25 protein-coding genes are annotated in these 23505 nt (G+C 40.6%); all 25 read left to right on the top strand.

Annotated elements, in window-relative coordinates; translation table 11 throughout:
- Window positions 1-3 precede the first annotated feature (3 nt).
- The 25 genes from ABG082_RS10445 to ABG082_RS10325 all read left to right on the top strand — a co-directional run bounded on the left by ABG082_RS10445 (window position 4) and on the right by ABG082_RS10325 (window position 23362).
- On the top strand, window positions 4-729 hold the full coding sequence (locus ABG082_RS10445; protein WP_007500961.1) for a hypothetical protein: 726 nt from the start codon (window positions 4-6) through the stop codon (window positions 727-729).
- A gap of 205 nt (window positions 730-934) precedes the next feature.
- Window positions 935-2413, top strand: a complete 1479-nt coding sequence (spoIVA, locus tag ABG082_RS10440) for a stage IV sporulation protein A (RefSeq protein ID WP_008344534.1) — start codon at window positions 935-937, stop codon at window positions 2411-2413.
- 374 nt (window positions 2414-2787) lie between these two features.
- Window positions 2788-3066, top strand: a complete 279-nt coding sequence (hbs, locus tag ABG082_RS10435) for a non-specific DNA-binding protein Hbs (RefSeq protein WP_003215863.1) — start codon at window positions 2788-2790, stop codon at window positions 3064-3066.
- Window positions 3067-3256: 190 nt separating this feature from the next.
- The gene (gene folE, locus ABG082_RS10430; protein ID WP_003215789.1) at window positions 3257-3826 is read left to right on the top strand and encodes a GTP cyclohydrolase I FolE; all 570 of its coding nucleotides are present in this window, start codon (window positions 3257-3259) and stop codon (window positions 3824-3826) included.
- Window positions 3827-3849: 23 nt separating this feature from the next.
- A complete protein-coding gene (gene mtrB, locus ABG082_RS10425; protein ID WP_008344541.1) occupies window positions 3850-4080 on the top strand; it encodes a trp RNA-binding attenuation protein MtrB in 231 nt (76 codons plus the stop codon).
- Between the two features lie 115 nt (window positions 4081-4195).
- Window positions 4196-4963: a heptaprenyl diphosphate synthase component 1 gene (locus ABG082_RS10420; protein ID WP_007500958.1), complete on the top strand. Its 768-nt coding sequence runs from the start codon at window positions 4196-4198 to the stop codon at window positions 4961-4963.
- 3 nt (window positions 4964-4966) lie between these two features.
- Window positions 4967-5671, top strand: a complete 705-nt coding sequence (locus ABG082_RS10415) for a demethylmenaquinone methyltransferase (RefSeq protein ID WP_007500957.1) — start codon at window positions 4967-4969, stop codon at window positions 5669-5671.
- 24 nt (window positions 5672-5695) lie between these two features.
- Window positions 5696-6658: a heptaprenyl diphosphate synthase component II gene (gene hepT / locus ABG082_RS10410; RefSeq protein ID WP_007500951.1), complete on the top strand. Its 963-nt coding sequence runs from the start codon at window positions 5696-5698 to the stop codon at window positions 6656-6658.
- A 129-nt stretch (window positions 6659-6787) separates the two neighbouring features.
- Window positions 6788-7234, top strand: a complete 447-nt coding sequence (ndk, locus tag ABG082_RS10405; protein ID WP_003216015.1) for a nucleoside-diphosphate kinase — start codon at window positions 6788-6790, stop codon at window positions 7232-7234.
- A gap of 144 nt (window positions 7235-7378) precedes the next feature.
- Window positions 7379-8155 carry a protein-glutamate O-methyltransferase CheR gene (locus tag ABG082_RS10400; RefSeq protein ID WP_342494181.1) on the top strand — a complete coding sequence of 259 codons (777 nt, stop codon included), beginning with the start codon at window positions 7379-7381 and terminating at the stop codon, window positions 8153-8155.
- A 76-nt stretch (window positions 8156-8231) separates the two neighbouring features.
- Window positions 8232-9404 carry a chorismate synthase gene (gene aroC, locus ABG082_RS10395; RefSeq protein WP_342494180.1) on the top strand — a complete coding sequence of 391 codons (1173 nt, stop codon included), beginning with the start codon at window positions 8232-8234 and terminating at the stop codon, window positions 9402-9404.
- Entirely contained in the window at window positions 9404-10495 is a 1092-nt protein-coding gene (aroB, locus tag ABG082_RS10390) for a 3-dehydroquinate synthase (protein ID WP_348936081.1), read from the top strand. The genes aroC and aroB overlap by 1 nt, the downstream gene beginning before the upstream one ends.
- Window positions 10492-10875: a chorismate mutase gene (gene aroH, locus ABG082_RS10385; RefSeq protein WP_181891506.1), complete on the top strand. Its 384-nt coding sequence runs from the start codon at window positions 10492-10494 to the stop codon at window positions 10873-10875. Before aroB ends, aroH begins: the two co-directional genes overlap by 4 nt.
- A 232-nt stretch (window positions 10876-11107) precedes the next feature.
- On the top strand, window positions 11108-12655 hold the full coding sequence (gene trpE, locus ABG082_RS10380; protein ID WP_348936080.1) for an anthranilate synthase component I: 1548 nt from the start codon (window positions 11108-11110) through the stop codon (window positions 12653-12655).
- Window positions 12627-13649 (top strand): anthranilate phosphoribosyltransferase, encoded by a 1023-nt coding sequence (gene trpD / locus ABG082_RS10375; RefSeq protein ID WP_017359755.1) that lies wholly within the window; start codon window positions 12627-12629, stop codon window positions 13647-13649. Before trpE ends, trpD begins: the two co-directional genes overlap by 29 nt.
- Window positions 13642-14394: an indole-3-glycerol phosphate synthase TrpC gene (gene trpC, locus ABG082_RS10370; RefSeq protein WP_348936079.1), complete on the top strand. Its 753-nt coding sequence runs from the start codon at window positions 13642-13644 to the stop codon at window positions 14392-14394. The genes trpD and trpC overlap by 8 nt, the downstream gene beginning before the upstream one ends.
- Window positions 14391-15059 (top strand): phosphoribosylanthranilate isomerase, encoded by a 669-nt coding sequence (locus ABG082_RS10365; RefSeq protein ID WP_348936078.1) that lies wholly within the window; start codon window positions 14391-14393, stop codon window positions 15057-15059. Before trpC ends, ABG082_RS10365 begins: the two co-directional genes overlap by 4 nt.
- Window positions 15040-16239 (top strand): tryptophan synthase subunit beta, encoded by a 1200-nt coding sequence (gene trpB / locus ABG082_RS10360; protein ID WP_348936077.1) that lies wholly within the window; start codon window positions 15040-15042, stop codon window positions 16237-16239. The genes ABG082_RS10365 and trpB overlap by 20 nt, the downstream gene beginning before the upstream one ends.
- Window positions 16236-17039: a tryptophan synthase subunit alpha gene (gene trpA / locus ABG082_RS10355; RefSeq protein ID WP_017359752.1), complete on the top strand. Its 804-nt coding sequence runs from the start codon at window positions 16236-16238 to the stop codon at window positions 17037-17039. Before trpB ends, trpA begins: the two co-directional genes overlap by 4 nt.
- An 11-nt stretch (window positions 17040-17050) precedes the next feature.
- A complete protein-coding gene (gene hisC, locus ABG082_RS10350; protein WP_008344555.1) occupies window positions 17051-18148 on the top strand; it encodes a histidinol-phosphate transaminase in 1098 nt (365 codons plus the stop codon).
- A gap of 117 nt (window positions 18149-18265) precedes the next feature.
- The gene (locus tag ABG082_RS10345; RefSeq protein ID WP_348936076.1) at window positions 18266-19381 is read left to right on the top strand and encodes a prephenate dehydrogenase; all 1116 of its coding nucleotides are present in this window, start codon (window positions 18266-18268) and stop codon (window positions 19379-19381) included.
- 10 nt (window positions 19382-19391) lie between these two features.
- Entirely contained in the window at window positions 19392-20678 is a 1287-nt protein-coding gene (gene aroA, locus ABG082_RS10340; RefSeq protein ID WP_348936075.1) for a 3-phosphoshikimate 1-carboxyvinyltransferase, read from the top strand.
- Between the two features lie 289 nt (window positions 20679-20967).
- Window positions 20968-22239, top strand: coding sequence for a tetratricopeptide repeat protein (locus tag ABG082_RS10335; protein ID WP_324657366.1), 1272 nt, complete (start codon window positions 20968-20970; stop codon window positions 22237-22239).
- A gap of 75 nt (window positions 22240-22314) precedes the next feature.
- The gene (locus ABG082_RS10330) at window positions 22315-22854 is read left to right on the top strand and encodes a ReoY family proteolytic degradation factor (protein ID WP_008344562.1); all 540 of its coding nucleotides are present in this window, start codon (window positions 22315-22317) and stop codon (window positions 22852-22854) included.
- A 61-nt stretch (window positions 22855-22915) separates the two neighbouring features.
- The gene (locus ABG082_RS10325; protein ID WP_144610244.1) at window positions 22916-23362 is read left to right on the top strand and encodes a YpiF family protein; all 447 of its coding nucleotides are present in this window, start codon (window positions 22916-22918) and stop codon (window positions 23360-23362) included.
- The last annotated feature ends 143 nt before the right edge of the window (window positions 23363-23505 follow it).

Below are 23505 nucleotides of genomic sequence, written 5' to 3'. Positions count from 1 at the left end.
GTGATGATCAAAGCAAAAATCAGTGTCATGCTGTTAACACTTATTTTACTTACGGGGTGCCTCTATCCAGAGAATCGTAAAGCTGAAAACCGCGTGCCATATAAAGAGCAGCTGCAAAGTGTGCAGACCGCAATTGAAGATTTTCAAAAAGCGACAAATGGCCTTTTACCGATTGAAACAAAAGAAGGCGACACACCTATTTATCAGAAGTATGTCATTGACTTTAAGCGTCTGTCACCAAGATATTTACACGATGTACCGTCGACATCTTTTGAAGGCGGGGGCGAATATATCTATGTCCTCACAGACGTCGAACAAAACCCAACGGTGAAACTGCTTGATGTCAAAATGACACAAACGATCAGTGAATTACGTCTAAGGATCAAAATATATCAAGATGAACATACATATCCGCCATATGGCAAAGTAGTCTCTAAAGATTTATATACGTTAAATGAAAAAAAACTAGGGTTAAAAGCACCGCCTACAGTGACGAGCCCTGTCACGGGTGAATCACTTCCATTACTGATTTCCTCAAATGGCGAAATCTATGTTGACTATCGCAGTGATTTTGCCCAGATTTTGAAAAATACGAAACAAAAGCTGAAACCAGGTGAAAATATTCAAGATGTCTATTGGCAGGAAACCCCGTTTGTACCAGCGTTTTCTGTTCCATATACGATCAACAAAAAAGGTGAGCCGGCTTTTTTAGAAAAAAAGACGTCATAAACAAGAATGAACCTTTCTCCTCTGCATATAAATGAGGAGAAAGGTTTTTTTATGGCTAAACATACTCTCAAAACAAAAAAGGTGTCATATTCAAATAGGACAACGTCATACACATATATTGTCCTGACACCTTTCAAGCACCGTTTGATTGAAGTATAGAGTATTTTATTTGAAAACGAGGATAGCAAGTCCGGGAGGGGATCACTTGGAAAAAGTCGATATTTTCAAGGATATCGCTGAACGAACAGGAGGCGATATATATTTAGGAGTCGTTGGAGCTGTTCGTACAGGGAAATCTACGTTTATTAAAAAGTTTATGGAGCTCGTGGTGCTCCCGAATATCAATAATGAGGCAGACCGTGCAAGAGCACAGGATGAATTGCCGCAAAGCGCAGCAGGAAAAACCATTATGACCACAGAACCAAAATTTGTGCCAAATCAAGCGGCATCCATTCACGTGAGTGACGGCCTGGATGTCAACATTAGGCTTGTCGATTGTGTAGGCTACACCGTGCCTGGTGCACGTGGTTATGAAGATGAAAATGGTCCGAGAATGATTAATACGCCGTGGTATGAAGAACCAATCCCGTTTCATGAAGCAGCGGAAATTGGTACACGCAAGGTCATTCAAGAGCATTCCACCATTGGTGTTGTGATTACAACAGATGGATCAATTGGAGAAATCCCAAGACATGACTATATTGAATCAGAAGAACGTGTCATTGACGAACTCAAAGAAGTTGGAAAGCCGTTTATTATGGTAATCAACTCTGTGAGACCTTATCACCCTGAAACAGAAGCGCTGCGGCAGGAACTTAGTCAAAAATATGATATTCCTGTACTCGCGATGAGTGTCGAAAGTATGAGAGAACAAGACGTCCTCAGTGTACTTCGTGAAGCATTATATGAATTCCCAGTGCTTGAGGTGAATGTGAACCTGCCAAGCTGGGTCATGGTACTAAAAGAAGATCATTGGCTAAGAGAGAGTTATCAGGATTCAGTGAAAGAAACCGTCAAGGATATTAAGAGATTAAGAGATGTTGACCGAGTGGTAGGTCAGTTCAGTGAATTCGATTTTATCGAAAGAGCAGGCTTAGCAGGCATTGAAATGGGTCAGGGGATCGCAGAAATTGATCTGTATGCGCCGGATGATCTATATGATCATATCCTAAAAGAAGTGGTTGGTGTGGAAATTAGGGGCAAAGATCACCTTCTTGAGCTCATGCAAGATTTTGCACATGCGAAAACGGAGTATGATCAAGTGTCTGACGCTTTAAAAATGGTGAAGCAGACTGGATACGGAATTGCGGCACCAGCTTTGTCGGATATGAGTTTAGATGAGCCGGAAATCATTAGGCAAGGATCAAGATTCGGCGTCAGATTAAAAGCAGTCGCGCCATCTATTCATATGATTAAGGTAGATGTAGAAAGTGAGTTTGCGCCGATTATCGGAACAGAAAAACAAAGTGAAGAGCTCGTCCGATACTTAATGCAAGACTTTGAAGATGATCCGCTTTCTATCTGGAATTCCGATATATTTGGACGCTCACTCAGCTCGCTTGTCAGAGAAGGCATTCAAGCAAAACTCTCGCTGATGCCGGAAAATGCAAGGTATAAACTAAAGGAAACGCTTGAACGAATTATTAACGAAGGATCAGGCGGTCTGATCGCGATTATTCTATAGGATGTGAGACCTCTCATTGATGGGGGTCTTTTTTTGCGTGCGGGTTAAGTCATAAAAAGACAATTGTATAAAGATTAGTCAGATTCAGGCTGAAATTAGGAATATTCGTTCGCAAAAGTGCCCTTAATCCTTGACGAATAAGGATTCTTCCCTTTAAAATGCTTGATATGGTATTTCATATGTGTTAATCTACTTACAGAAAATCTTCACTTTGTTGGACAAACATTCCTTCAAAGAGAAGTTTTCTAATGAAAAGCCATGTATGACGCTTTCTAGACGCTCTTTTTTTCAAAAAAAGTGTATAGAAAGAAGATGAATTGTGAAGAAATGATAACAATCTATTGAATGCATATTTTTGGGAGGAGGTGAAAGGCATGAACAAGACAGAACTTATTAACGCGGTTGCTGAAGCAAGCGAGTTATCTAAAAAAGACGCGACAAAAGCAGTTGATTCTGTTTTTGATACAATTTTAGATGCACTTAAAAATGGTGACAAAATCCAACTTATTGGTTTTGGTAACTTTGAAGTACGTGAGCGTTCAGCTCGTAAAGGACGTAACCCACAAACTGGTGCAGAGATCGAAATCCCTGCAAGCAAAGTACCTGCTTTCAAACCAGGTAAAGCACTTAAAGACGCGGTGGCAGGTAAATAATCGTTATGTGTAATGATCCTATTGAAGGAGTTATACATATACAGTTTCACACTGGTCTAGAAAAGCCCCTTTGATAAGGGGCTTTTCCTTTTGAATCAAATGGTTTGTTTAGAACGCTCTCCTTTGCTTTTAGGATCTGAAGTGTGCTAGAATCTGAATGAAATGTAATCGCCTTTGGAGGATATAATACATGAGTGAAATAAATAAAGAATTAATCGAACACGCAGTACGCGATATATTAAAAGCAATCGGAGAAGATCCAGATCGTGAAGGACTTCTTGATACCCCAAAACGAGTAGCAAAAATGTATGAAGAAGTGTTCTCGGGATTAAATGAAGATCCAAAAGAACATTTTAAAACCATTTTTGGTGAAGATCATGAAGAACTCGTTCTTGTCAAAGATATTGCTTTTCATTCAATGTGTGAACACCATCTTGTGCCATTCTATGGCAAAGCCCATGTCGCTTATATTCCGCGCGGCGGAAAAGTAACGGGACTCAGCAAGCTGGCAAGAGCAGTAGAAGCCGTGGCAAAGCGCCCGCAGCTTCAGGAGCGCATTACATCAACGATTGCAGATAGTATGGTGGAAACTTTAAATCCACATGGTGTGATGATTGTCGTTGAAGCAGAGCATATGTGTATGACGATGCGCGGAGTGAAGAAGCCCGGCGCTAAAACAGTCACTTCAGCCGTACGCGGTACATTTGCAAATGATGCGGCAGCAAGAGCAGAAGTGCTTTCCTTTATTAAAAACGACTAATCCATAGATGGAAGGTGAACAGATTGAGTGAAAATAAAGCATCTGATTTTGTGGTGATTAAAGCCATTGATAATGGTGTCAATGTGATCGGCTTAACTAGAGGTTCCGATACAAGATTTCACCATTCCGAAAAGCTCGATAAAGGTGAAGTCATTATCGCACAATTTACTGAGCACACATCAGCCATCAAAGTGCGGGGCGATGCTGTCATTCAAACAAGCTTTGGTGAAATTCAAAGCGAAGCAAAGAAATAACGCACGACTATGCACTTGATAGCATGAAAGTCAGGCCTGATATGGTATAATAAATCTCTATACAATCTAGAGAGCTACATATGAAACTGTAATTTTTGGGACAAGGGTGATATCTTTGCAAGACATCTACGGAATTTTATCTAATCTGAATATAAAATTAAACAAAAAGCTTTCTCATCCTTATTTGGCGAAGCATTTGCGTGCGCCGCTCATCGATGAAGATAAGCTCCTTCTTTTTCATGCAATGTTTGATGAAGCTCAAATCGATGCTGAGAAAAAAGAAAATTATATTTTAACGGCGATGCTTGTGCAAATTGCCCTTGATACCCATGACGAAGTCACAACTGCTGCAGCCATCAAACAAGACGAGTTCAAAAATCGTCAGTTGACCATCCTAGCAGGAGACTATTTCAGCGGTCTCTATTACTCTCTTCTCTCTGACATGAAAGATATTTACATGATCCGCACTCTCGCCACGGCGATCAAAGAGATTAATGAACATAAAATTAGACTATATGATCGATCCATTCAAGATGCAGCCCACTTTTATAAAAGTGTTGCTACAGTGGAATCTGCGCTATTCCAAAGAATTTCTGAGCACTTTCAATTGACGCATTGGAATGAAATTGCAAGTCGCTTCCTTGTTTATAAACGTTTTATGAAACAAGCAGAAGACGACAAACATTTAAAACTTTTTTTGAACGATAGCTATACGGACGCCTATACATGTTTTGACAACTTTGAGAATGAAGGCTATGAAAAGGCCAAACGATCAATCAAGGAGCATCTAGTTTCTTCTCCGATCGTTCAAAAAGAGCTATTAAATCGCTTGGATCATATGAAAAATGAACCTGCGTACCATCAGAAAGTGGAAGAAGGGTAAGTCATGCAGCAATCAAAAGAACAGCGAGTACACGGTGTATTTGAAAAAATTTATAAAAACTATGACCAAATGAACTCTGTCATTAGCTTTAAACAGCATAAAAAATGGCGCGATAAAACAATGAAGCTCATGAATGTTCAAAAAGGAGCCAAAGCACTAGATGTATGCTGCGGAACTGCCGATTGGACAATTGCGCTTGCAGACGCTGTTGGAGAAACAGGCGAGGTCAAAGGCCTTGACTTCAGTAAAAATATGCTGAGTGTTGGCGAAACAAAGGTGAAAACAGGCGGCTACAATCAAATTGAGCTGCTCCACGGCAATGCAATGGAGCTCCCTTTTGAGGACAACTCATTTGATTATGTCACAATCGGTTTTGGCCTTCGAAATGTCCCTGATTACTTAACAGTGCTAAAGGAAATGACACGAGTGGTAAAACCCGGTGGAATGGTTGTCTGCCTTGAAACATCACAGCCTGAGATGATTGGGTTTAAACAAGGGTATTATGTCTATTTCAAATACATCATGCCGCTCTTTGGCAAGCTGTTTGCCAAAAGCTATCAGGAGTATTCATGGCTTCAAGAATCAGCCAAAACGTTCCCTGGCATGAAAGAACTGGCGTCTCTTTTTGAAGAGGCCGGTCTATCTGATGTCTCGTATCATCCATTTACAGGCGGTGTAGCAGCAACACATATCGGAAAGAAGCTTTGAATAAACGATATTTGGGTGAAAATAATGAAACTAAAAGCAATGATTTCTTTTCTAAATCATGATATCGATATAATTGAAAAAGAGCTTGAACAAACCGTTCGCTCTGATTATGCATTATTAAGTGAAGCCGGTCTTCATTTGCTGCAAGCGGGCGGGAAACGAATCCGCCCCGTTTTTGTTCTCCTATCAGGCATGTTTGGTGACTATGATATTAATAAAATTAAATATGTAGCCGTAGCGCTTGAATTAATTCATATGGCATCACTTGTCCATGACGATGTCATTGATGATGCAGAACTAAGAAGAGGAAAACCGACGATTAAAGCAAAATGGGACAACAGAATTGCGATGTACACGGGGGATTACTTATTTGCAAGGTCACTCGAGTACATGACGAAAATCAATCACCCAATGGCACATGAAATTTTGTCAAAAATGGTCGTCGAGCTCTGTCTTGGGGAAATAGAACAAGTCAAAGATAAATACAACATGGACCAAAACCTTCGTACATATTTAAGAAGAATTAAACGAAAAACAGCTTTGCTTATTGCAGGCAGCTGTCAATTAGGCGCGATTGCAGCTGGAACAGATGAAAAAACACATAAAGCCCTTTACTGGTTTGGGTACTATGTTGGTATGTCGTACCAAATCATTGATGATGTCCTTGATTTTACATCAACTGAAGAAGAATTAGGCAAACCTGTTGGTGGGGACCTTTTACAAGGAAATGTCACTCTTCCTGTTTTATATGCGCTTCAGAACCCGACGTTAGAAGGTCAGTTGAAGCTGATCAATAGTGAAACGACAGAAAAGCAGCTGAAACCTGTAATTGAACATCTCAAACAAACAGATGCGATCGACCGTTCCATTCGAGTGAGTGAAATGTATTTGAAAAAAGCATTTGAACAGCTCGATCAACTTCCGCGCGGGCGGGCTAAATCATCATTAGCGTCGATTGCAAAATATATTGGTAAACGAAAATTCTGATCAACGTTTCGTTGATTGGTTTTTTTGTGAAATTTTTTGTCAAAAATTGATTATTATAAAAAAAAATGATACGATCACTTTGTAACAATGTAAGCCTATACATACATAACGACGGGGTGGAAAACGTATATGGACAAAACATTTCTTATGGTCAAGCCTGATGGTGTGGAAAGACAATTAATCGGTGAAATTGTGTCAAGATTCGAAAAAAAGGGGCTTCAGCTTGTTGGAGCAAAGCTCATGAGCATTCCAAAAGAAGTAGCAGAAACACATTACGGAGAGCATAAAGAAAAACCATTTTTCGGTGAATTGGTTGACTTTATTACGTCAGGACCTGTATTTGCGATGGTATGGCAAGGTGAACAAGTCGTAGACGTAACAAGGCAGATAATTGGAAAGACAAATCCGAAGGAAGCGCTTCCGGGAACGATAAGAGGTGACTATGGATTAACTGTTGGCAAAAATATTATCCATGGCTCAGACTCACCAGAAAGTGCCGAAAGAGAAATCAACCTTTTCTTTAAACAAGAAGAACTGACAAACTGGGATCAAACGATCTCCAGCTGGATTTATTAATGTTCAAGCCAAAGTGTTCATCAAATGATCACTTTGGCTTTTTTATATTGAGATTTCTATACGAATTTTCGCATGAGATGATACAAATTTATGATAAAAACAGCTATACTAGGACAAAGATAGATGAGACAGGAGAGGACATTGATGGATCAGTATCAAGTATTTGTTGGAAAATGGAAAAAACTAACTGGGATAGATCTGAACTTATATAAAGAAGCACAAATGAAACGAAGATTAACATCCCTTTATGATAAAAAAGGATATAAAGATTTTGAGGCATTTGCGTCTGCTCTTGAAAAGGACAAAGCGCTATTAGATGAAACGATGGATCGAATGACGATCAATGTGTCAGAATTTTACCGAAACTATCAGCGCTGGGAAGTACTTGATCAAAAAATCCTGCCGCTGCTTTCAAAAAACAGTGGCACCCTAAAAATATGGAGTGCAGCTTGCTCTACTGGAGAAGAGCCGTATACACTCTCAATGCTGCTATCAAGCCATCCGCTTGTGAAAGACTTCCAAATTATTGCAACGGATATTGATGATAAAGTCTTGCAATCCGCGCAAAAAGGAAGATATCATGAACGATCTTTGCAAGAGGTGCCAGATCAAATCAAGCAAAAATATTTCACAAAAGAAGATTCTTCATTTTACACGGTGAAGGATGAGATTCGAAAGCACATTCAATTTAAGAAACACAACCTTTTAGCGGATCCATATGAAAAACAGCTGGATCTCATCGTGTGCCGAAATGTTCTCATCTACTTTACAGAAGAGGCGAAAGAAGAAATTTACTTAAAAATGAGCAGCAGTTTAAAGCAAAATGGCGTATTATTTGTTGGTTCTACAGAACAAATTTTTCACCCAGAAAAGTTTGGATTAACCTCTGCTGATACTTTCTTTTATCAAAAGAAGGGGTAGTAGCTGACTTTTTAGTAGGAAGTGTGTTATCATAGTTTTACTTAAAAGCGTTAATGCGATGAAGGGAGAATAAGTCATGAGGTACTTAACAGCAGGTGAATCACATGGTCCACAACTGACCACAATTATTGAAGGAGTTCCAGCGGGACTTTACATAGAGCAGGATGACATCAATTATGAACTGTCTAGAAGACAAAAAGGTCATGGCCGTGGAAGAAGAATGCAGATTGAAAAAGACCAAGCGAAAGTGTTAAGTGGTGTTCGCCACGGGAAAACATTAGGTTCTCCTATTGCACTTGTTGTTGAAAATAATGATTGGAAGCACTGGACAAAGGTCATGGGTGCAGAGCCGATTACTGAAGAAGAAGAGAGTGAAATGAAGCGTCAAATCTCTCGTCCAAGACCAGGACATGCGGATTTAAATGGTGCGATTAAATATGGTCACCGTGATATGAGAAACGTATTAGAGCGCTCATCAGCACGCGAGACAACGGTTCGTGTAGCAGCAGGTGCAGTAGCTAAACAAATTTTGGCTCACCTTGGAATCAAAGTGGCTGGTCACGTCCTTGAAATTGGTGGAGTAAAAGCTTCCCATACCGCTTATAAATCTATTGAAGATTTGCAAAAAGTAACAGAAGAATCACCTGTTCGCTGCTATGACAGTGAAGCTGGTCAAAAAATGATGGATGCCATTGACGAAGCGAAGAAAAACGGCGATTCAATTGGTGGTATTGTCGAAGTCATCGTTGAAGGGATGCCAGTTGGAGTCGGCAGCTATGTGCACTATGACCGCAAACTGGATAGCAAGCTTGCAGGCGCAGTACTGAGTATCAACGCTTTTAAAGGTGTTGAATTTGGTATTGGCTTTGAGGCAGCTTCTAAAAATGGCAGTGAAGTTCATGATGAAATCATCTGGGATGAAGAAAAAGGCTATACGAGAAAAACAAACCGCTTAGGTGGTCTTGAAGGCGGAATGTCAACTGGCATGCCGATCGTCGTAAGAGGGGTTATGAAACCAATCCCAACCTTATACAAACCATTGCAAAGCGTGGATATTGAAACAAAAGAACCTTTCTCTGCAAGTATTGAGCGTTCTGACAGCTGTGCTGTTCCAGCCGCAAGTGTTGTGGCAGAAGCAGTCGTTGCATGGGAAATCGCCAATGCTGTAGTTGAGCAGTTTGGCCTTGATCAAATTGATCGCATTAAAGAAAATGTGGACAAAATGCGCCAGCTTCAGAGGGAGTTTTAATGAAAACACTGGAAGTGAAGACGTCTTCAGCCACTTATCCTGTATATATCGGTGATGGGATTAGACAAAATATCGTAGAATTGATTACTTCCACTGGGCGATCCTACACGAAGCTCTTTATCGTGACAGATTCAGCCGTCGATGCCCTTTATGGAGATGAAATGGTTCAATTACTGAAACAGAAATGGTCTGTACAAAAAGTAGTGGTGCCAAACGGAGAACAATCAAAATCTTTTGCGCAGTTTGAGCAGATTCATACGAAAGCCATCCAATTTCAACTCGACCGCTCCTCATGCATCATTGCATTAGGAGGCGGGGTGATTGGAGACTTGGCTGGCTTTGCTGCTGCCACTTATATGAGAGGCATTGATTTTATTCAAGTACCGACCACGCTGCTTGCACATGATAGTGCAGTCGGCGGAAAAACCGGAATCAATCATCCGCTCGGCAAAAATTTAATTGGTGCGTTTCATCAACCGGCTGCTGTCATCTATGATACAAGTATGCTAGAGACACTCTCACCAATAGAGCTGAGATCAGGCTTTGCAGAAGTGATAAAACATGCACTGATTTCAAGTGAAGTCTTTTTATCAGAACTGATGTCCATTCGTTCGTTGACAGAATTATCAAAGGATGAACTGGCACATATGCTTTATCAAGGGATTCAAGTGAAAGCATCCATTGTTCAAGAAGATGAAAAAGAACAAGGTGTGCGGGCATACTTGAATTTAGGTCATACACTAGGGCATGCCATTGAAGCGGAGTATGGATACGGTGCGATCACGCATGGAGATGCCATTGCAATTGGCATGCAGTTTGCTTTATATGTCAGTGAAAAAGAGCAAGGACTCAGCCTAGATCGCGAGAAACTTAAAGTGTGGATGAAAGAACTAGGGTTCCCAGTACAAGTCACACAAACGATTTCAACCAAAACATTTGTCGATCGCATGATTGGTGATAAGAAGGCAAGAGGCGGGAGTGTTCAGTTTGTTTTGCTAAAACAAGTTGGAGACGTCACCCTGCAATCTTTCACAAAAGATGAGCTGTATCACTGGCTCGAAGAATGGAAACGGGAGGAGGGCTGTCTATGATGTTTCGCGGGATACGCGGGGCTACAACTGTGACAGAAGATACAGAAACAGAAGTGTTAACCAAAACGAAGCAGCTGCTAGAAGCGATCATTTCAAAAAATCAAGTAGATCCAGAGCGTGTCGTGCAGATCTTGATTTCAGCTACACAAGATATTCACTCCGTTTTTCCAGCAAAAGCACTCAGGCAGTTTGAAGGATGGACCTATGTGCCTGTCACTTGTATGCAAGAGCTTGACATTGATGGAGGTCTAAAGAAGTGTATTCGCGTTTTAATGACCGTTCAGACAGATGTCAAGCAGGAAGACATACAGCACATATACTTGGAAGAGGCTGTCACGCTTCGGCCTGATTTACAGTTGACAAAAAACAAGGAATTATAATACGATATGAACAGCCGAAGTTTACACACAGGTGTGAACGGCATTGCAAGCTTAGAGAAGATGAGAATGAGACTAGGGTAGTTGAGATGAGTAGAGTTGAGCAGAGATACGATACTTCTATTTAATCATACTGCCTAAAAGAGCGAAGCCTCTTTTAGGCTTATTTCGTATACTCAAACAAATCCTCAAGATGTCCCCTCATTCTCCTTAATTCCATTTAAGGAGTGTGCTTATGAAATCCCAATCAAACCTTACCCAATTTTTAAGAGACAGTCAGTTTTACAAAACCATCCCGATTGTTGAAACCATTACAGTTGATACGCTCTCACCCATTCAAATTGTCGAGAAACTGAAACAGGATATTGTGTATTTGCTAGAAAGCAAAGACGAATCTTCTAGCTGGTCGAGATATTCCTTTATCGGATTACATCCTTTTTTAACATTACATGACGAGCAAGACCATTATGTTGCTCGTGACGCTGCGGGAAAGTCAGTGATGCAAAAAGCGGAGCTGAAAGAGTTGCTTGACTGGATGAAAGAGCAATATCTAATCAAGACACCTGAAATTGATATCCCATTTACTGGTGGAGCCGTAGGGTACTTAAGTTACGACCTCATTCCAAACATTGAGCCGTCTGTCAAGCCGCATCCGAATGCATCAACGACAGATAATTGCACATTATTTGTTTGCCAAACAATGATCGCATTTGATCACGAAACAAACCAAGTTCATTTTATTCAGTACACGCAGCTGAACGGTCATGAAACAGACGAAGAAAAAATTCTGGTTTATCGAGAAAATCAAAAGCAGCTTGAACTGATGGTACAGCAGCTTCATACAAAAATTGATATGAAAGAACTGATTATCTCAGGGAATATGAATGAACCCCCTTCGTTTGAACAGGTGACGTCTACCTATGAAAAAGCAAAATTTTTAAAGGATGTCGAAAAAATCAAGGAGTACATTCGAGCGGGTGATATCTTCCAGGGTGTACTTTCTCAGCGTTTTGACATTCCAGTGACAGTGAGCTCATTTGAATTGTATCGTGTGCTTCGGATTGTCAATCCATCACCGTATATGTATTTTATGAAATTAAAAGATCGAGACTTAGTCGGAAGCTCGCCAGAACGATTAATCCATGCGAAAAACGGTCACTTAGAAATCCATCCAATTGCTGGTACAAGAAAACGAGGAATGACAAAAGAAGAAGATGATGCACTAGCAAGAGAGTTGCTCGATGATGAAAAAGAAAAAGCAGAACATTACATGCTAGTGGATCTGGCTCGAAATGATGTGGGGCGTGTGGCAGAATATGGCAGTGTGTCTGTCCCAACTTTTACAAAAGTCGTGAACTTTTCGCACGTCATGCACATTATTTCTATTGTGACAGGGAAGCTGAAGCAGGATACACATCCAGTAGACGCGCTTATGTCCGCTTTTCCAGCAGGCACATTGACAGGCGCCCCAAAAATTAGGGCGATGCAATTATTAAACGAAATGGAGCCTGAGCCAAGAGAGACGTATGGCGGCTGTATTGCCTATATTGGTTTCGACGGCAATATCGATTCCTGTATTACCATTCGCACAATGAGCGTCAAACATCAGACTGCTTCTATACAAGCAGGTGCCGGCATTGTCGCTGATTCCGTTCCAGAAAACGAATGGGAAGAGACGTGCAATAAGGCAGGAGCACTTCTAAAAGCCATTCAGCTTGCTGAACATATTTTCTCAGAAAAGGAGAGTGTGCCAAATGAATCAACGACTATCAGCTCTTGTTAATGGAGGAAAACTATCAGAAAAAGAAGCGAATGGCCTGATGCATGATATGATGAGCGGCTCGTTAACAGATGCTGAAGTCGCTGCTAGTCTATCTATTTTAGCGCATCGAGGAGAAACAGCCGAAGAAATGACAGGCTTCGTGAAAGCCATGAGGCAGCATGCAGCACCAGTAGAAAGATCACTTGATGTCGTTGATACGTGCGGGACAGGAGGCGATGGTTTATCAACATTTAATATATCAACAGCTGCTGCCATCGTTGCTTCGGCTGCTGGGGCGAAAATCGCCAAGCACGGAAATCGTTCCGTCTCCTCTAAAAGCGGGAGTGCTGACGTGCTAGAATGTCTTGGTATTCAAATTCAATCCACACCTGAAGAAACAAGACGACAAATACAGCAGAAAAACATGGGCTTTTTATTTGCACCGCTCTATCATTCTTCTATGAAACAAGTAGCCGCCGTACGCAAGCAGCTCGGATTTCGGACGGTATTTAACTTATTAGGACCGCTTTGCCACCCGATGCAGGCCAAAAAGCAAATCATTGGTGTGTATGCAAAGGAAAAGGCAAAGCTCATGGCGAAAGCTCTTGCTCCTTTAGAGCCAGAACATGTCCTGTTTGTTTGCGGAGATGATGGGCTGGATGAATTAACCATTACAGCAAATTCATACATCATTGAACTCAAAAAAGGTGTCATGACAGAATATACGTTAAACCCAGAAGACTTCGGACTTGAAAAAGGGCATTTATCAGACATTCAGGTCCAATCACCAGAAGAAAGCGCCAAATTGATTCAGAATATATTGAATTATCAAGCGGGTGGAGCACCGCTTCATATTACAGCGCTTAATGCTGGGGCCGCATTATATGTGGCAGGAAAAGCAGAGAGTCTGATGGCAGGAACAATGAAAGCATTAGAAACGATCAAAAACGGATCAGCTAAAGAACAATTAGCCCGTCTAAAACAAAAAACGAAAGAGGAAGAGATCTATGCTTAATCAAATTATCGCCCGTAAAAAAGAACATGTGAAAACCTTGCAATTACCTGAGGATGGACATTATGAAAGACGATCATTTAAAGAATCCCTTATGAATCCTCACCGCTCGATTGGACTGATTGCTGAGGTGAAAAAAGCGTCTCCTTCCAAAGGGATCATTCAGCCTCATTTTGATCCTTTACAGACAGCAAAAGCATACGAAGCATCAAATGCAGATTGTTTATCTGTCTTAACGGATGAACCGTTTTTCCAAGGGAAAAACGAATATTTGTCTCTTATTAAAGAACACATCACACGTCCTATTCTAAGAAAAGATTTCATTATTGACTCTATACAAGTAGAAGAATCGAAACGGATAGGGGCAGATGCCATTTTATTAATTGGAGAGGTGCTTGAGCCGCAAAAGCTGTATGAGCTCTATACAGAAGCGAAAGAAAAAAGACTGGATGTCCTCGTTGAAGTACATGCAGCACATACACTAGAAAAGATCTTACACCTATTCACTCCTGAGATCATCGGTGTGAACAACCGGAATCTCAATACGTTTACAACAACAGTTGAACAAACAAAAGAGATCGCGCCACTTGTTCCAAAAGACGTATTACTAGTAAGTGAAAGCGGCATAAAGACATTTGATGATCTGACCTTTGTGAAACAGCACGGAGCAAACGCCGTTCTTGTTGGTGAATCTTTAATGAGGGAACAATCACAGGAGAAAGCCGTTCAGGCATTGTTCGGAGAATGAATAGGATGAAACCTTATTTAAAATATTGCGGGGCTGTCTCACAAGAGGATGTCGCATGCATCTCGCAATCACAAGCGGATGCCATCGGTTTTATTTTTGCGCCGAGTAAAAGACGAGTTGATCCAGATCAAGTGAAACACTGGCTGTCACAAGTAAAATGCAAAAAAGAGATAGTGGGCGTATTTGTGAATGAAAAAACACCAAAAGTGTGCGAGATCACAAACAACCTCCCCTTAGATATTGTGCAGCTTCATGGTGATGAGACGCCAGAAGATGCAAGCGACATCAAACAACAAACGAAGGCGCTCGTTTGGAAAGTGTTCCATCACGACCCCGATGTAAACGACACACTTGAACATATGACGGCATTTGCTCCAAGTGTCGACGGTTTTCTCATTGATGCGAAAGTGAAAGGAATGAGAGGCGGTTCTGGAACAGCTTTTGCATGGGAGGCAGTGCCTTCATATGTTCAGCATGCAAAACAACTGGGGAAAACTTGCGCCATTGCTGGCGGGATCACGCCAGATACCATAATAGATCTGCTTGCTTTTGGTCCAGACGCCATAGACCTTTCAAGCGGTATAGAAGAAAACGGGAAGAAAAGCAGTACAAAGATGAAAGTGCTCGAAGAAAGGATGTTGAACCATGTACGCATATCCAAATGAGATTGGCAGATACGGAGAATTTGGAGGGAAATTCGTTCCTGAAACGCTCATGCAGCCACTAGAAGAGATCGAACAAGCTTTTCGTGAATTAAAAGAAGACCCTGCTTTTCAAAAGGAATATATATCGCTTTTGAAAAACTATTCAGGCAGACCAACCGCACTCACATATGCTGATCAATTATCGGCATATCTCGGCGGTGCTAAAATCTATTTAAAAAGAGAAGATTTAAACCATACAGGCGCTCATAAAATTAACAATGCGCTTGGGCAGGCACTGCTAGCGAAAAAAATGGGGAAATCAAATATCATCGCCGAAACAGGAGCAGGTCAGCACGGTGTAGCTGCTGCAACAGTGGCGGCAAAATTCGGTTTATCCTGCACTGTATTTATGGGAAAAGAAGATGTGGAAAGACAATCACTCAATGTGTTCCGAATGAAACTACTCGGCGCTGAAGTCATACCTGTTACTAGCGGGAACGGAACATTAAAGGATGCAACCAATGAAGCCATCCGCTATTGGGTCCAGCATTGCAGTGACCACTTTTATATGATCGGCTCAGTCGTTGGACCTCATCCGTATCCTCAAATCGTCAGTGAATTTCAGCGGATGATCGGAGATGAGGCAAAAGCACAGATACTTGAAAAGGAAGGGCAGCTTCCTCATAAAGTCGTTGCCTGTGTTGGCGGCGGAAGCAATGCGATAGGAATGTACCGGGCGTTCTTAGATGAAGAGGTCGATATCATTGGGGTAGAAGCTGCTGGGAAAGGAATCGACACTCCGCTTCATGCAGCAACCATCACGAAAGGGACAAAAGGTGTCATACATGGATCTTTGACATACTTGATCCAAGACGAATTTGGTCAAATTATTGAGCCCTATTCCATTTCAGCTGGATTAGACTATCCGGGGATCGGGCCAGAGCATGCGTACTTGCATGCGAGCGGCCGGGTTCAATATGTGAGTGCGACAGATCAAGAAGCACTAGATGCGTTAAAGCTGCTCACAGAAAAAGAAGGAATCCTGCCAGCGATCGAATCTGCACATGCTTTAGCAAAAGCGTTTGAGATGAGCGAGAACATGAGTGAAGACGACATTGTTCTTGTCTGCTTGTCAGGCAGAGGAGATAAGGACGTGCATACATTAATGAATGTGCTTGAAAGTGAGGGTGAAACAAAATGATCACATTTCAATTAGAGCAAGGTCAGAAATTATTTATTCCATTTATTACAGCGGGTGATCCATCAGAAGAGATCACCATTGATTTAGCCCTCGCGCTTCAAGCAGCAGGGGCACATGCGATTGAACTAGGTGTGCCGTATTCCGATCCGTTAGCGGACGGCCCTGTCATTCAAAGAGCTTCTAAAAGAGCACTTCATCATGGTATGAATATCGTAAAAGCGATAGAATTAGCAGGAAAGATGAAAAAAAACGGCGTAAAAATTCCTGTAATTCTATTTACGTATTATAATCCTGTGTTACAATTAGACACAGAATACTTTTTCGCTTTACTGCGCAAAAATCATATTTCGGGACTCTTAACACCCGACTTGCCTTTTGAAGAGAGCAGCGAGCTACAGAAGAACTGTCAAGCACACGACATTTCATATATATCACTCGTTGCACCAACAAGCAAGGAACGATTAGAAAAAATTGTAGAGCAGGCAGAAGGTTTTGTGTATTGTGTTTCATCTCTCGGCGTCACAGGTGTCAGACAATCTTTCGACGCATCGATTACAGATTTTATTCAACAAGTGAAACAGCTGAGTCAAATACCAGTTGCTGTAGGTTTTGGTATTTCAACAAGAGAACAAGTAGACTCAATGAATAAAATGAGTGATGGTGTCGTTGTCGGCAGTGCACTTGTCAAAAAAATTGAAGAGCTTCAAGAACAATTAGTAGCGAGTGATACACGCCAAGAGGCTTTAAGAGAATTTGAAACATATGCAAAAACATTTAGTCCCCTCTATTCATTCAAATGAGGTGAAACATTTTGCAAATCAAAGATCAATTAAAACAGCTAAAACCGTATCAACCTGGGAAACCAATTGAAGAGGTCAAAAAAGAATATCAATTAGACAAAATTGTGAAATTGGCTTCAAATGAAAACCCTTTTGGATGTTCCACACATGCAAGAGAGGCCATACAAGCTGAACTCGAACATTTAGCGATTTATCCAGACGGATACAGTGCAAGTTTAAGAACGGAACTGGCTGAGTTTCTTCAAGTAAATGAAAAACAATTAATATTCGGGAATGGCTCAGATGAACTTGTGCAAATTATTGCTAGGGCATTCCTTGATCAACATACAAATACGGTGATCCCATCTCCGTCATTCCCGCAATACCGTCACAATGCAGTAATTGAGCATGCAGAGATTAGAGAAGTACCACTTCTAAATGGAGGAGCTCATGATCTAAAGGGAATGCTGGATGCGATGGATGACAACACAAAAGTCGTTTGGGTGTGTAACCCGAACAATCCGACAGGAAATCATTTGTCAGAATCTGAGCTCGTATCGTTTTTAGATCAAGTGCCTGCTCACGTGCTTGTCGTTTTAGATGAAGCATATTTTGAATATGTTCGTGCGGAAGACTTTCCCAACAGTTTATCTCTATTAAAAGCCTATCAAAATGTCATTGTACTGCGCACGTTCTCTAAAGCATATGGACTTGCGGCACTTCGAGTAGGTTATGGGGTTGCTTCAGAGGAATTGATCACCGCCATTGAACCTGCGAGAGAGCCCTTTAATACAAGTCGTATCGCTCAGGCAGCTGCACGTGCAGCCATTAAAGATCAAGACTTCATTCAATCGTGCAGACAAAAAAATGAAGCAGGTCTCAAGCAATATCAAGAATTTGCGGAACGTTTTGGACTATTTATCTATCCATCTCAAACAAACTTTGTGCTGATTGACTTTAAAAGAGATGCAGATGAGCTGTTCAATGCACTTTTGAAAAAGGGCTATATCGTTCGATCTGGTCAAGCTCTCGGATTCCCAACTTCTTTGCGTATTACTGTTGGAACAAAGGAGCAAAATGAAGAAATCTTAACTACACTTGCCGATTTATTACAAGGCATTCGTGCGTAGCATAACAATGAAGTCATATCCTGTTTATGGGATATGGCTTTCGTTGTAACTCATCCAATATACATATAAGCTATTGAAACAGCTTGTTTAATTTTCGCGAAAAATCAGGTGATGAACATGAATGAAGCAAACGAAACCATATTAATCGCTGGACTTGGTTTAATTGGTGGTTCTATTGCACTGTCGATTAAAAAAGAATTTCCACATAAAAAAATTGTAGGCTATGATGTCTCTAAAGAACAAATGATTGCTGCAACAAAACTAGGGATCATCGACGCGACTGCCGAGTCCTTTATAGAAGGCTTAAATGAAGCAGCAACGATTATTTTGGCAACGCCAGTACAACAAACCGTCAAAATGTTAAGTGATATTGCAGTATCTGGAATTGAAAGAGAGCTCACGATTACGGATGTAGGGAGCACAAAGCAAAAGGTCGTTCACTTTGCTGAAAAAACGTTGCCTGATCATTACCAATTTATTGGCGGGCATCCGATGGCAGGGTCTCATAAATCAGGTGTCATTGCAGCGAAAGACTTTTTATTTGAAAATGCATTCTACATTTTAACGCCAGCAAAAGTAACAAGTCGTCAGGCTGTTGACCGTTTGAAGGATCTGCTGAAGGGAACCAATGCTCATTTCATTGAAATGACACCCGAAGAACATGATGCTGTGACAAGTGTGATTAGTCACTTTCCACACATCGTCGCTGCCAGTCTTGTGCATCAAGCGCATCATTTTGAAGAAGAATTTCCTCTTGTAAAACGGTTTGCTGCTGGAGGCTTTCGAGATATTACCCGTATTGCATCAAGTAATCCTGCAATGTGGCGCGATATCCTTTTGCACAATAAAAACAAGATTTTAGACCGGTTTTATGAATGGAAAAAAGAGATTGACCGCATTGAATCCTTTGTGCAACAAGAAGATGCTGAGGGGTTATTCTCTTATTTCCAAGAGGCCAAGGAATATCGCGACGGCCTGCCTCTAAGGAAAAAAGGAGCTATCCCTGCTTTTTATGATCTTTATGTCGATGTGCCTGATCATCCTGGTGTTATTTCGGAAATTACAGGATATCTAGCAAATGAAAACATTAGTATTACAAATATCCGTATTATTGAAACGCGAGAAGACATTAACGGGATTTTACGCATCAGTTTTCAAACAGATGACGATCGAAAGCGGGCAGAACTCTGTATAAAAAATAGAGCAAATTACGATACATTTTATGCTGATTGAGGTGAGGAACATGAAAATTCATAAAAGTGCTCCTATGAATGGAGAAATTCATATTCCAGGAGATAAATCCATTTCTCATAGATCTGTGATGTTTGGCGCTATTGCTGACGGTACTACAGTAGTAAAAAACTTTCTTCCTGGCGCTGATTGTTTAAGCACGATTGATTGTTTTAGAAAAATGGGTGTCGACATCGAACAAAAAGGTACAGATGTTGTCATTCATGGTAAGGGACTAAAAGGACTTAAAGAGCCGAGTGATATTCTCGATGTCGGTAACTCTGGCACGACTATTCGTTTAATGATGGGAATCTTGGCTGGCTGTGAGTTCCACAGTACGCTGATCGGAGACGAAAGTATTGCCAAAAGACCGATGAAACGGGTAACAGGTCCGCTAAGACAATTAGGAGCCAAGATAGATGGCAGAGCAAGTGGCGAGTATACACCGCTTTCTATTCGTGGGGGCAATTTAAAAGCTATCTCTTATGAGTCTCCAGTTGCCAGTGCCCAGATTAAGTCGGCTGTCCTTCTAGCTGGACTGCAGGCAGAAGGAACAACGACGTTAACTGAACCGCATAAATCAAGAGACCATACCGAAAGAATGTTATCAATGTTTGGTGTCTCGCTACATGAAGATGCACAAAGTGTTGCAATTGAAGGTGGACAAACGTTAAAAGCAACAGATGTATTTGTCCCTGGAGATATTTCTTCAGCTGCATTTTTCTTAGTGGCTGGATCTATCGTTCCAAACAGCCGGATTGTATTGAGAAATGTCGGTTTGAACAAAACGAGAACTGGTATTATAGATGTGCTAAAACAAATGGGTGCAGACCTCGACATTCAAGAAGTGGATGCTAAAGGCGGAGAACCGTACGGTGATTTAACGATCTCTACCTCTTCATTAAAAGGGATCGACATTTCAGGTGATATGATCTCTAGACTCATCGACGAAATTCCTATTATTGCGCTCCTAGCTACTCAAGCAGAAGGAACAACGATCATTAAAGATGCCGCTGAATTAAAAGTGAAAGAAACCAATCGTATTGATACAGTCGTTTCAGAACTTAAAAAACTAGGTGCTCATATTGAAGCAACAGATGATGGAATGAAGATTCATGGTAAAACGAGCCTTAAAGGCGGCGCAGTCGTCTCAAGCTACGGAGATCATCGAATTGGTATGATGTTAGGAATTGCGGCTTGTATAACAGAGCAAGCAATCGAGATTGAAGATACAGATGCAGTACGTGTATCTTACCCAAATTTCTTTGAACACATTGAATACTTAACGCAAACAGTCTGAGGATTTCCTCAGGCTTTTTCTTTCCTTTTGCATATTTGAAAGAACTATAGCATAGCTTGTCTCAAGGTGAAACCTTGAAAAAGAGCATTTTGCTGATTCAAAAACAATTTTTTAGCGTATTCGGTTTACAAATCGTCAGTTTAGTAAAGTATTGATTGAAAAAGAGTCTTCAAAACACAAAAATGGCTTCATGTTAAAAGAGCAACATATTTGCTGGATATGCAGCTGTCGATTATGATATGAAGTAACAACAGTTTAGGTTTTTGGAAACAGAAAGGAACGGTTTGATTTGAATAGTTCATTACAAGAAGCCATAAAATTAGTTGAGGCGGGTGAGACTGAAAAGGGACTCCAAACACTTGCTCAAGCAGAGAAGCATCTTCATGATGAAGAAAAAGCGCAGGCAGCTCAGTTATATTATGACTGGGGAGATATTGATAAAGCACGGAATCTCATTAGTGATTTACATGATTTATATCCAGAAGAAACAGGATTAACCTGTTTTTATGCAGAGCTGTTAATAGACTCTGATGAAGAAGAGAAGGCAATAGCAGTTCTTGAAACGATTCCTGAAGATGACGATGCGTATCCAGAGAGTTTATTGTTAATGGCAGATTTGTATCAAATGCAAGGACTATTTGAAGTCAGTGAACAAAAGCTTTTAAAAGCGAAAGAGTTACTACCTCATGAAGCCGTCATTGATTTTGCTTTAGGGGAATTGTATATTTCTCAAGGTCTTTCAAAGAAAGCAGCCGACTATTTCTACAAAGTGGCCGATCAACAAAATGAAATTGGCGGTGTCAATGTATATCAGCGGCTCGCTGAATCATTAAGCACAGCTGGAGAATTTGAAGATGCCCTTGAATGGTATGAAAAGGCTGTAAAGGATCAAGTGGATCCAAATACACTTTTTGGCTACGGATTTACAGCGATGAGGGCTGGCAGAACGAAAACGGCTATTCAGCAGCTTTCTGAACTAAAAGATATTGATCCTTCGTATTCGTCGCTTTATATGCCTTTAGCCAAAAGCTATGAGGAAGAAGGACTATATCATGAAGCTTTAGAGATAGTAAAAGAAGGAATTAAAGTGGATGAGTATAACAAAGAGTTATATTTATATGGGGCAAAGATTGATTTGAAAAATGGCCATTCGGAAGATGCGAAAAAATTGCTTCAAGAAGCACTTGCTCTTGATCCAGGATATATTGAAGCGGTTCAAACGCTGCTTGCGATCTATTTAAATGAAGAGCTGTTTGATGAAATTCTGGATGTGATTAAAGAGGTTAAAAGCTTTGGGGAAGAAGATCCAAAATGGAATTGGTATGCTGCTTCTGCTTCTGTCGGACGAGAAGAATACGATGAAGCCGCTGAGTATTTCAAACTTGCTCTGCCTGATTTTGATGAGGAACGTGACTTTTTATATGAATATGCTTCGTTCCTTTTAGAAGAAGGCAGACAAAAAGAAGCCTTGCCGTTATTACGAAAAGTTCTTCAGAAAGATGGCACGAATGAAGAAATTGAAGAAACGATTTTAAGAATTGAAGACGAAATTTCCTTATAGTTTGCAGGAATGAAGAACTGGTTTGTTGAATAATTCATATATAGCAATTTAATTTACGATAGAGGAGGGAATAACATGCAGACCCCTGTTTCTGTCAATGAAAAGAAGGAATTTATCCGGTGGTTCTTAAACCATTATCAGTTAAAGCGAAGAGAGTGTGTTTGGATATTAAATTATTTAATGAGTCACGACTCTTTGATGGAAAAGGTTCATTTTGTAGAGCAAGCAGAATTTTGCCCAAGGGGAATTATTATGTCAACACACTGTGTGGATGAAGTTCCCTTTAGATTTTATAAAGAAAATATCATGACGACAGATGCAGAAAAATCATTTCATGATATTCGTTTGAATAAACAGCAAGACTTGTTTATTCAATTGAATTTCCGATCTGCATATCGTTCGCCGGAATATGCCGCTGTACTTGAAACAAATCCTCATATTCCTAAAGATCTTTATGAAAATGAAAAAGATAAAGATCTTGCTGAGAAAGTGCTAGAGCATTCTATCGCTACTTTCCAAAAAGAACGGCTGATGAAAGAAATCGATGAAGCGCTTGACCGTCATGATCAAGAAACATTTAATAAGTTAGCAAAAGAATTAAGCCTATTATCATAAACCAAGCCAATAAGCCTTGCCCTATACAGGCAGGGCTTATGTGATGAAAGAGGGGAACTAGATGAAGTTTCAGGCGGAGGACGCGGATCTCTTTTTACAATCTAAAGATTACATTGATACCGCTATCATTCCATTAGTTGGGATAGATGCAAGCCATATCAAACAAACCGTGTCTTTAGGTGAGTTTACAATGCTTGTGGCAGAGGATCTTGAAAGGCAACTGAAAGGCAGAGTGTTTCTTTTTCCTCCACATACATATTTAGAAGTAAATAATCGTAAGCAAGAAGACATACTTGCAGTAAAACAATCATTGCAAGAACATTTTCAGCATGTTGTGTTTATCACATCTGACAACAAATGGAAAGAACAGCTAGAAGTGATCGAATCGGCATTTATATTGCAGTCTGTTCCGCTTGAGCATTTAAAGGTCAATTTAAAGCAAAAAGTCATTCAAGACAGTGTAGAACAAATTTTGAACTTTTTGTTACAAAAATGGAACCCTTCATAAAAACCCTTACATTTGCATTGTACATAGCTTTTTAGGCTGTTGACCTTGTGAATAGATTGATATATTATGAGGGTGTCCTAGTTTTATGAAATTTTTTCTAATTCAGTTATAAAGTAGCTGACGACCTGAGGGGGGAGAAAAAA

It is taken from the genome of Bacillus sp. BS1807G30 (genome assembly GCF_040047675.1).
Taxonomy (GTDB): Bacteria; Bacillota; Bacilli; order Bacillales; family Bacillaceae; genus Bacillus; species Bacillus altitudinis.
This window is presented reverse-complemented; position numbering and strand designations above follow the sequence as displayed.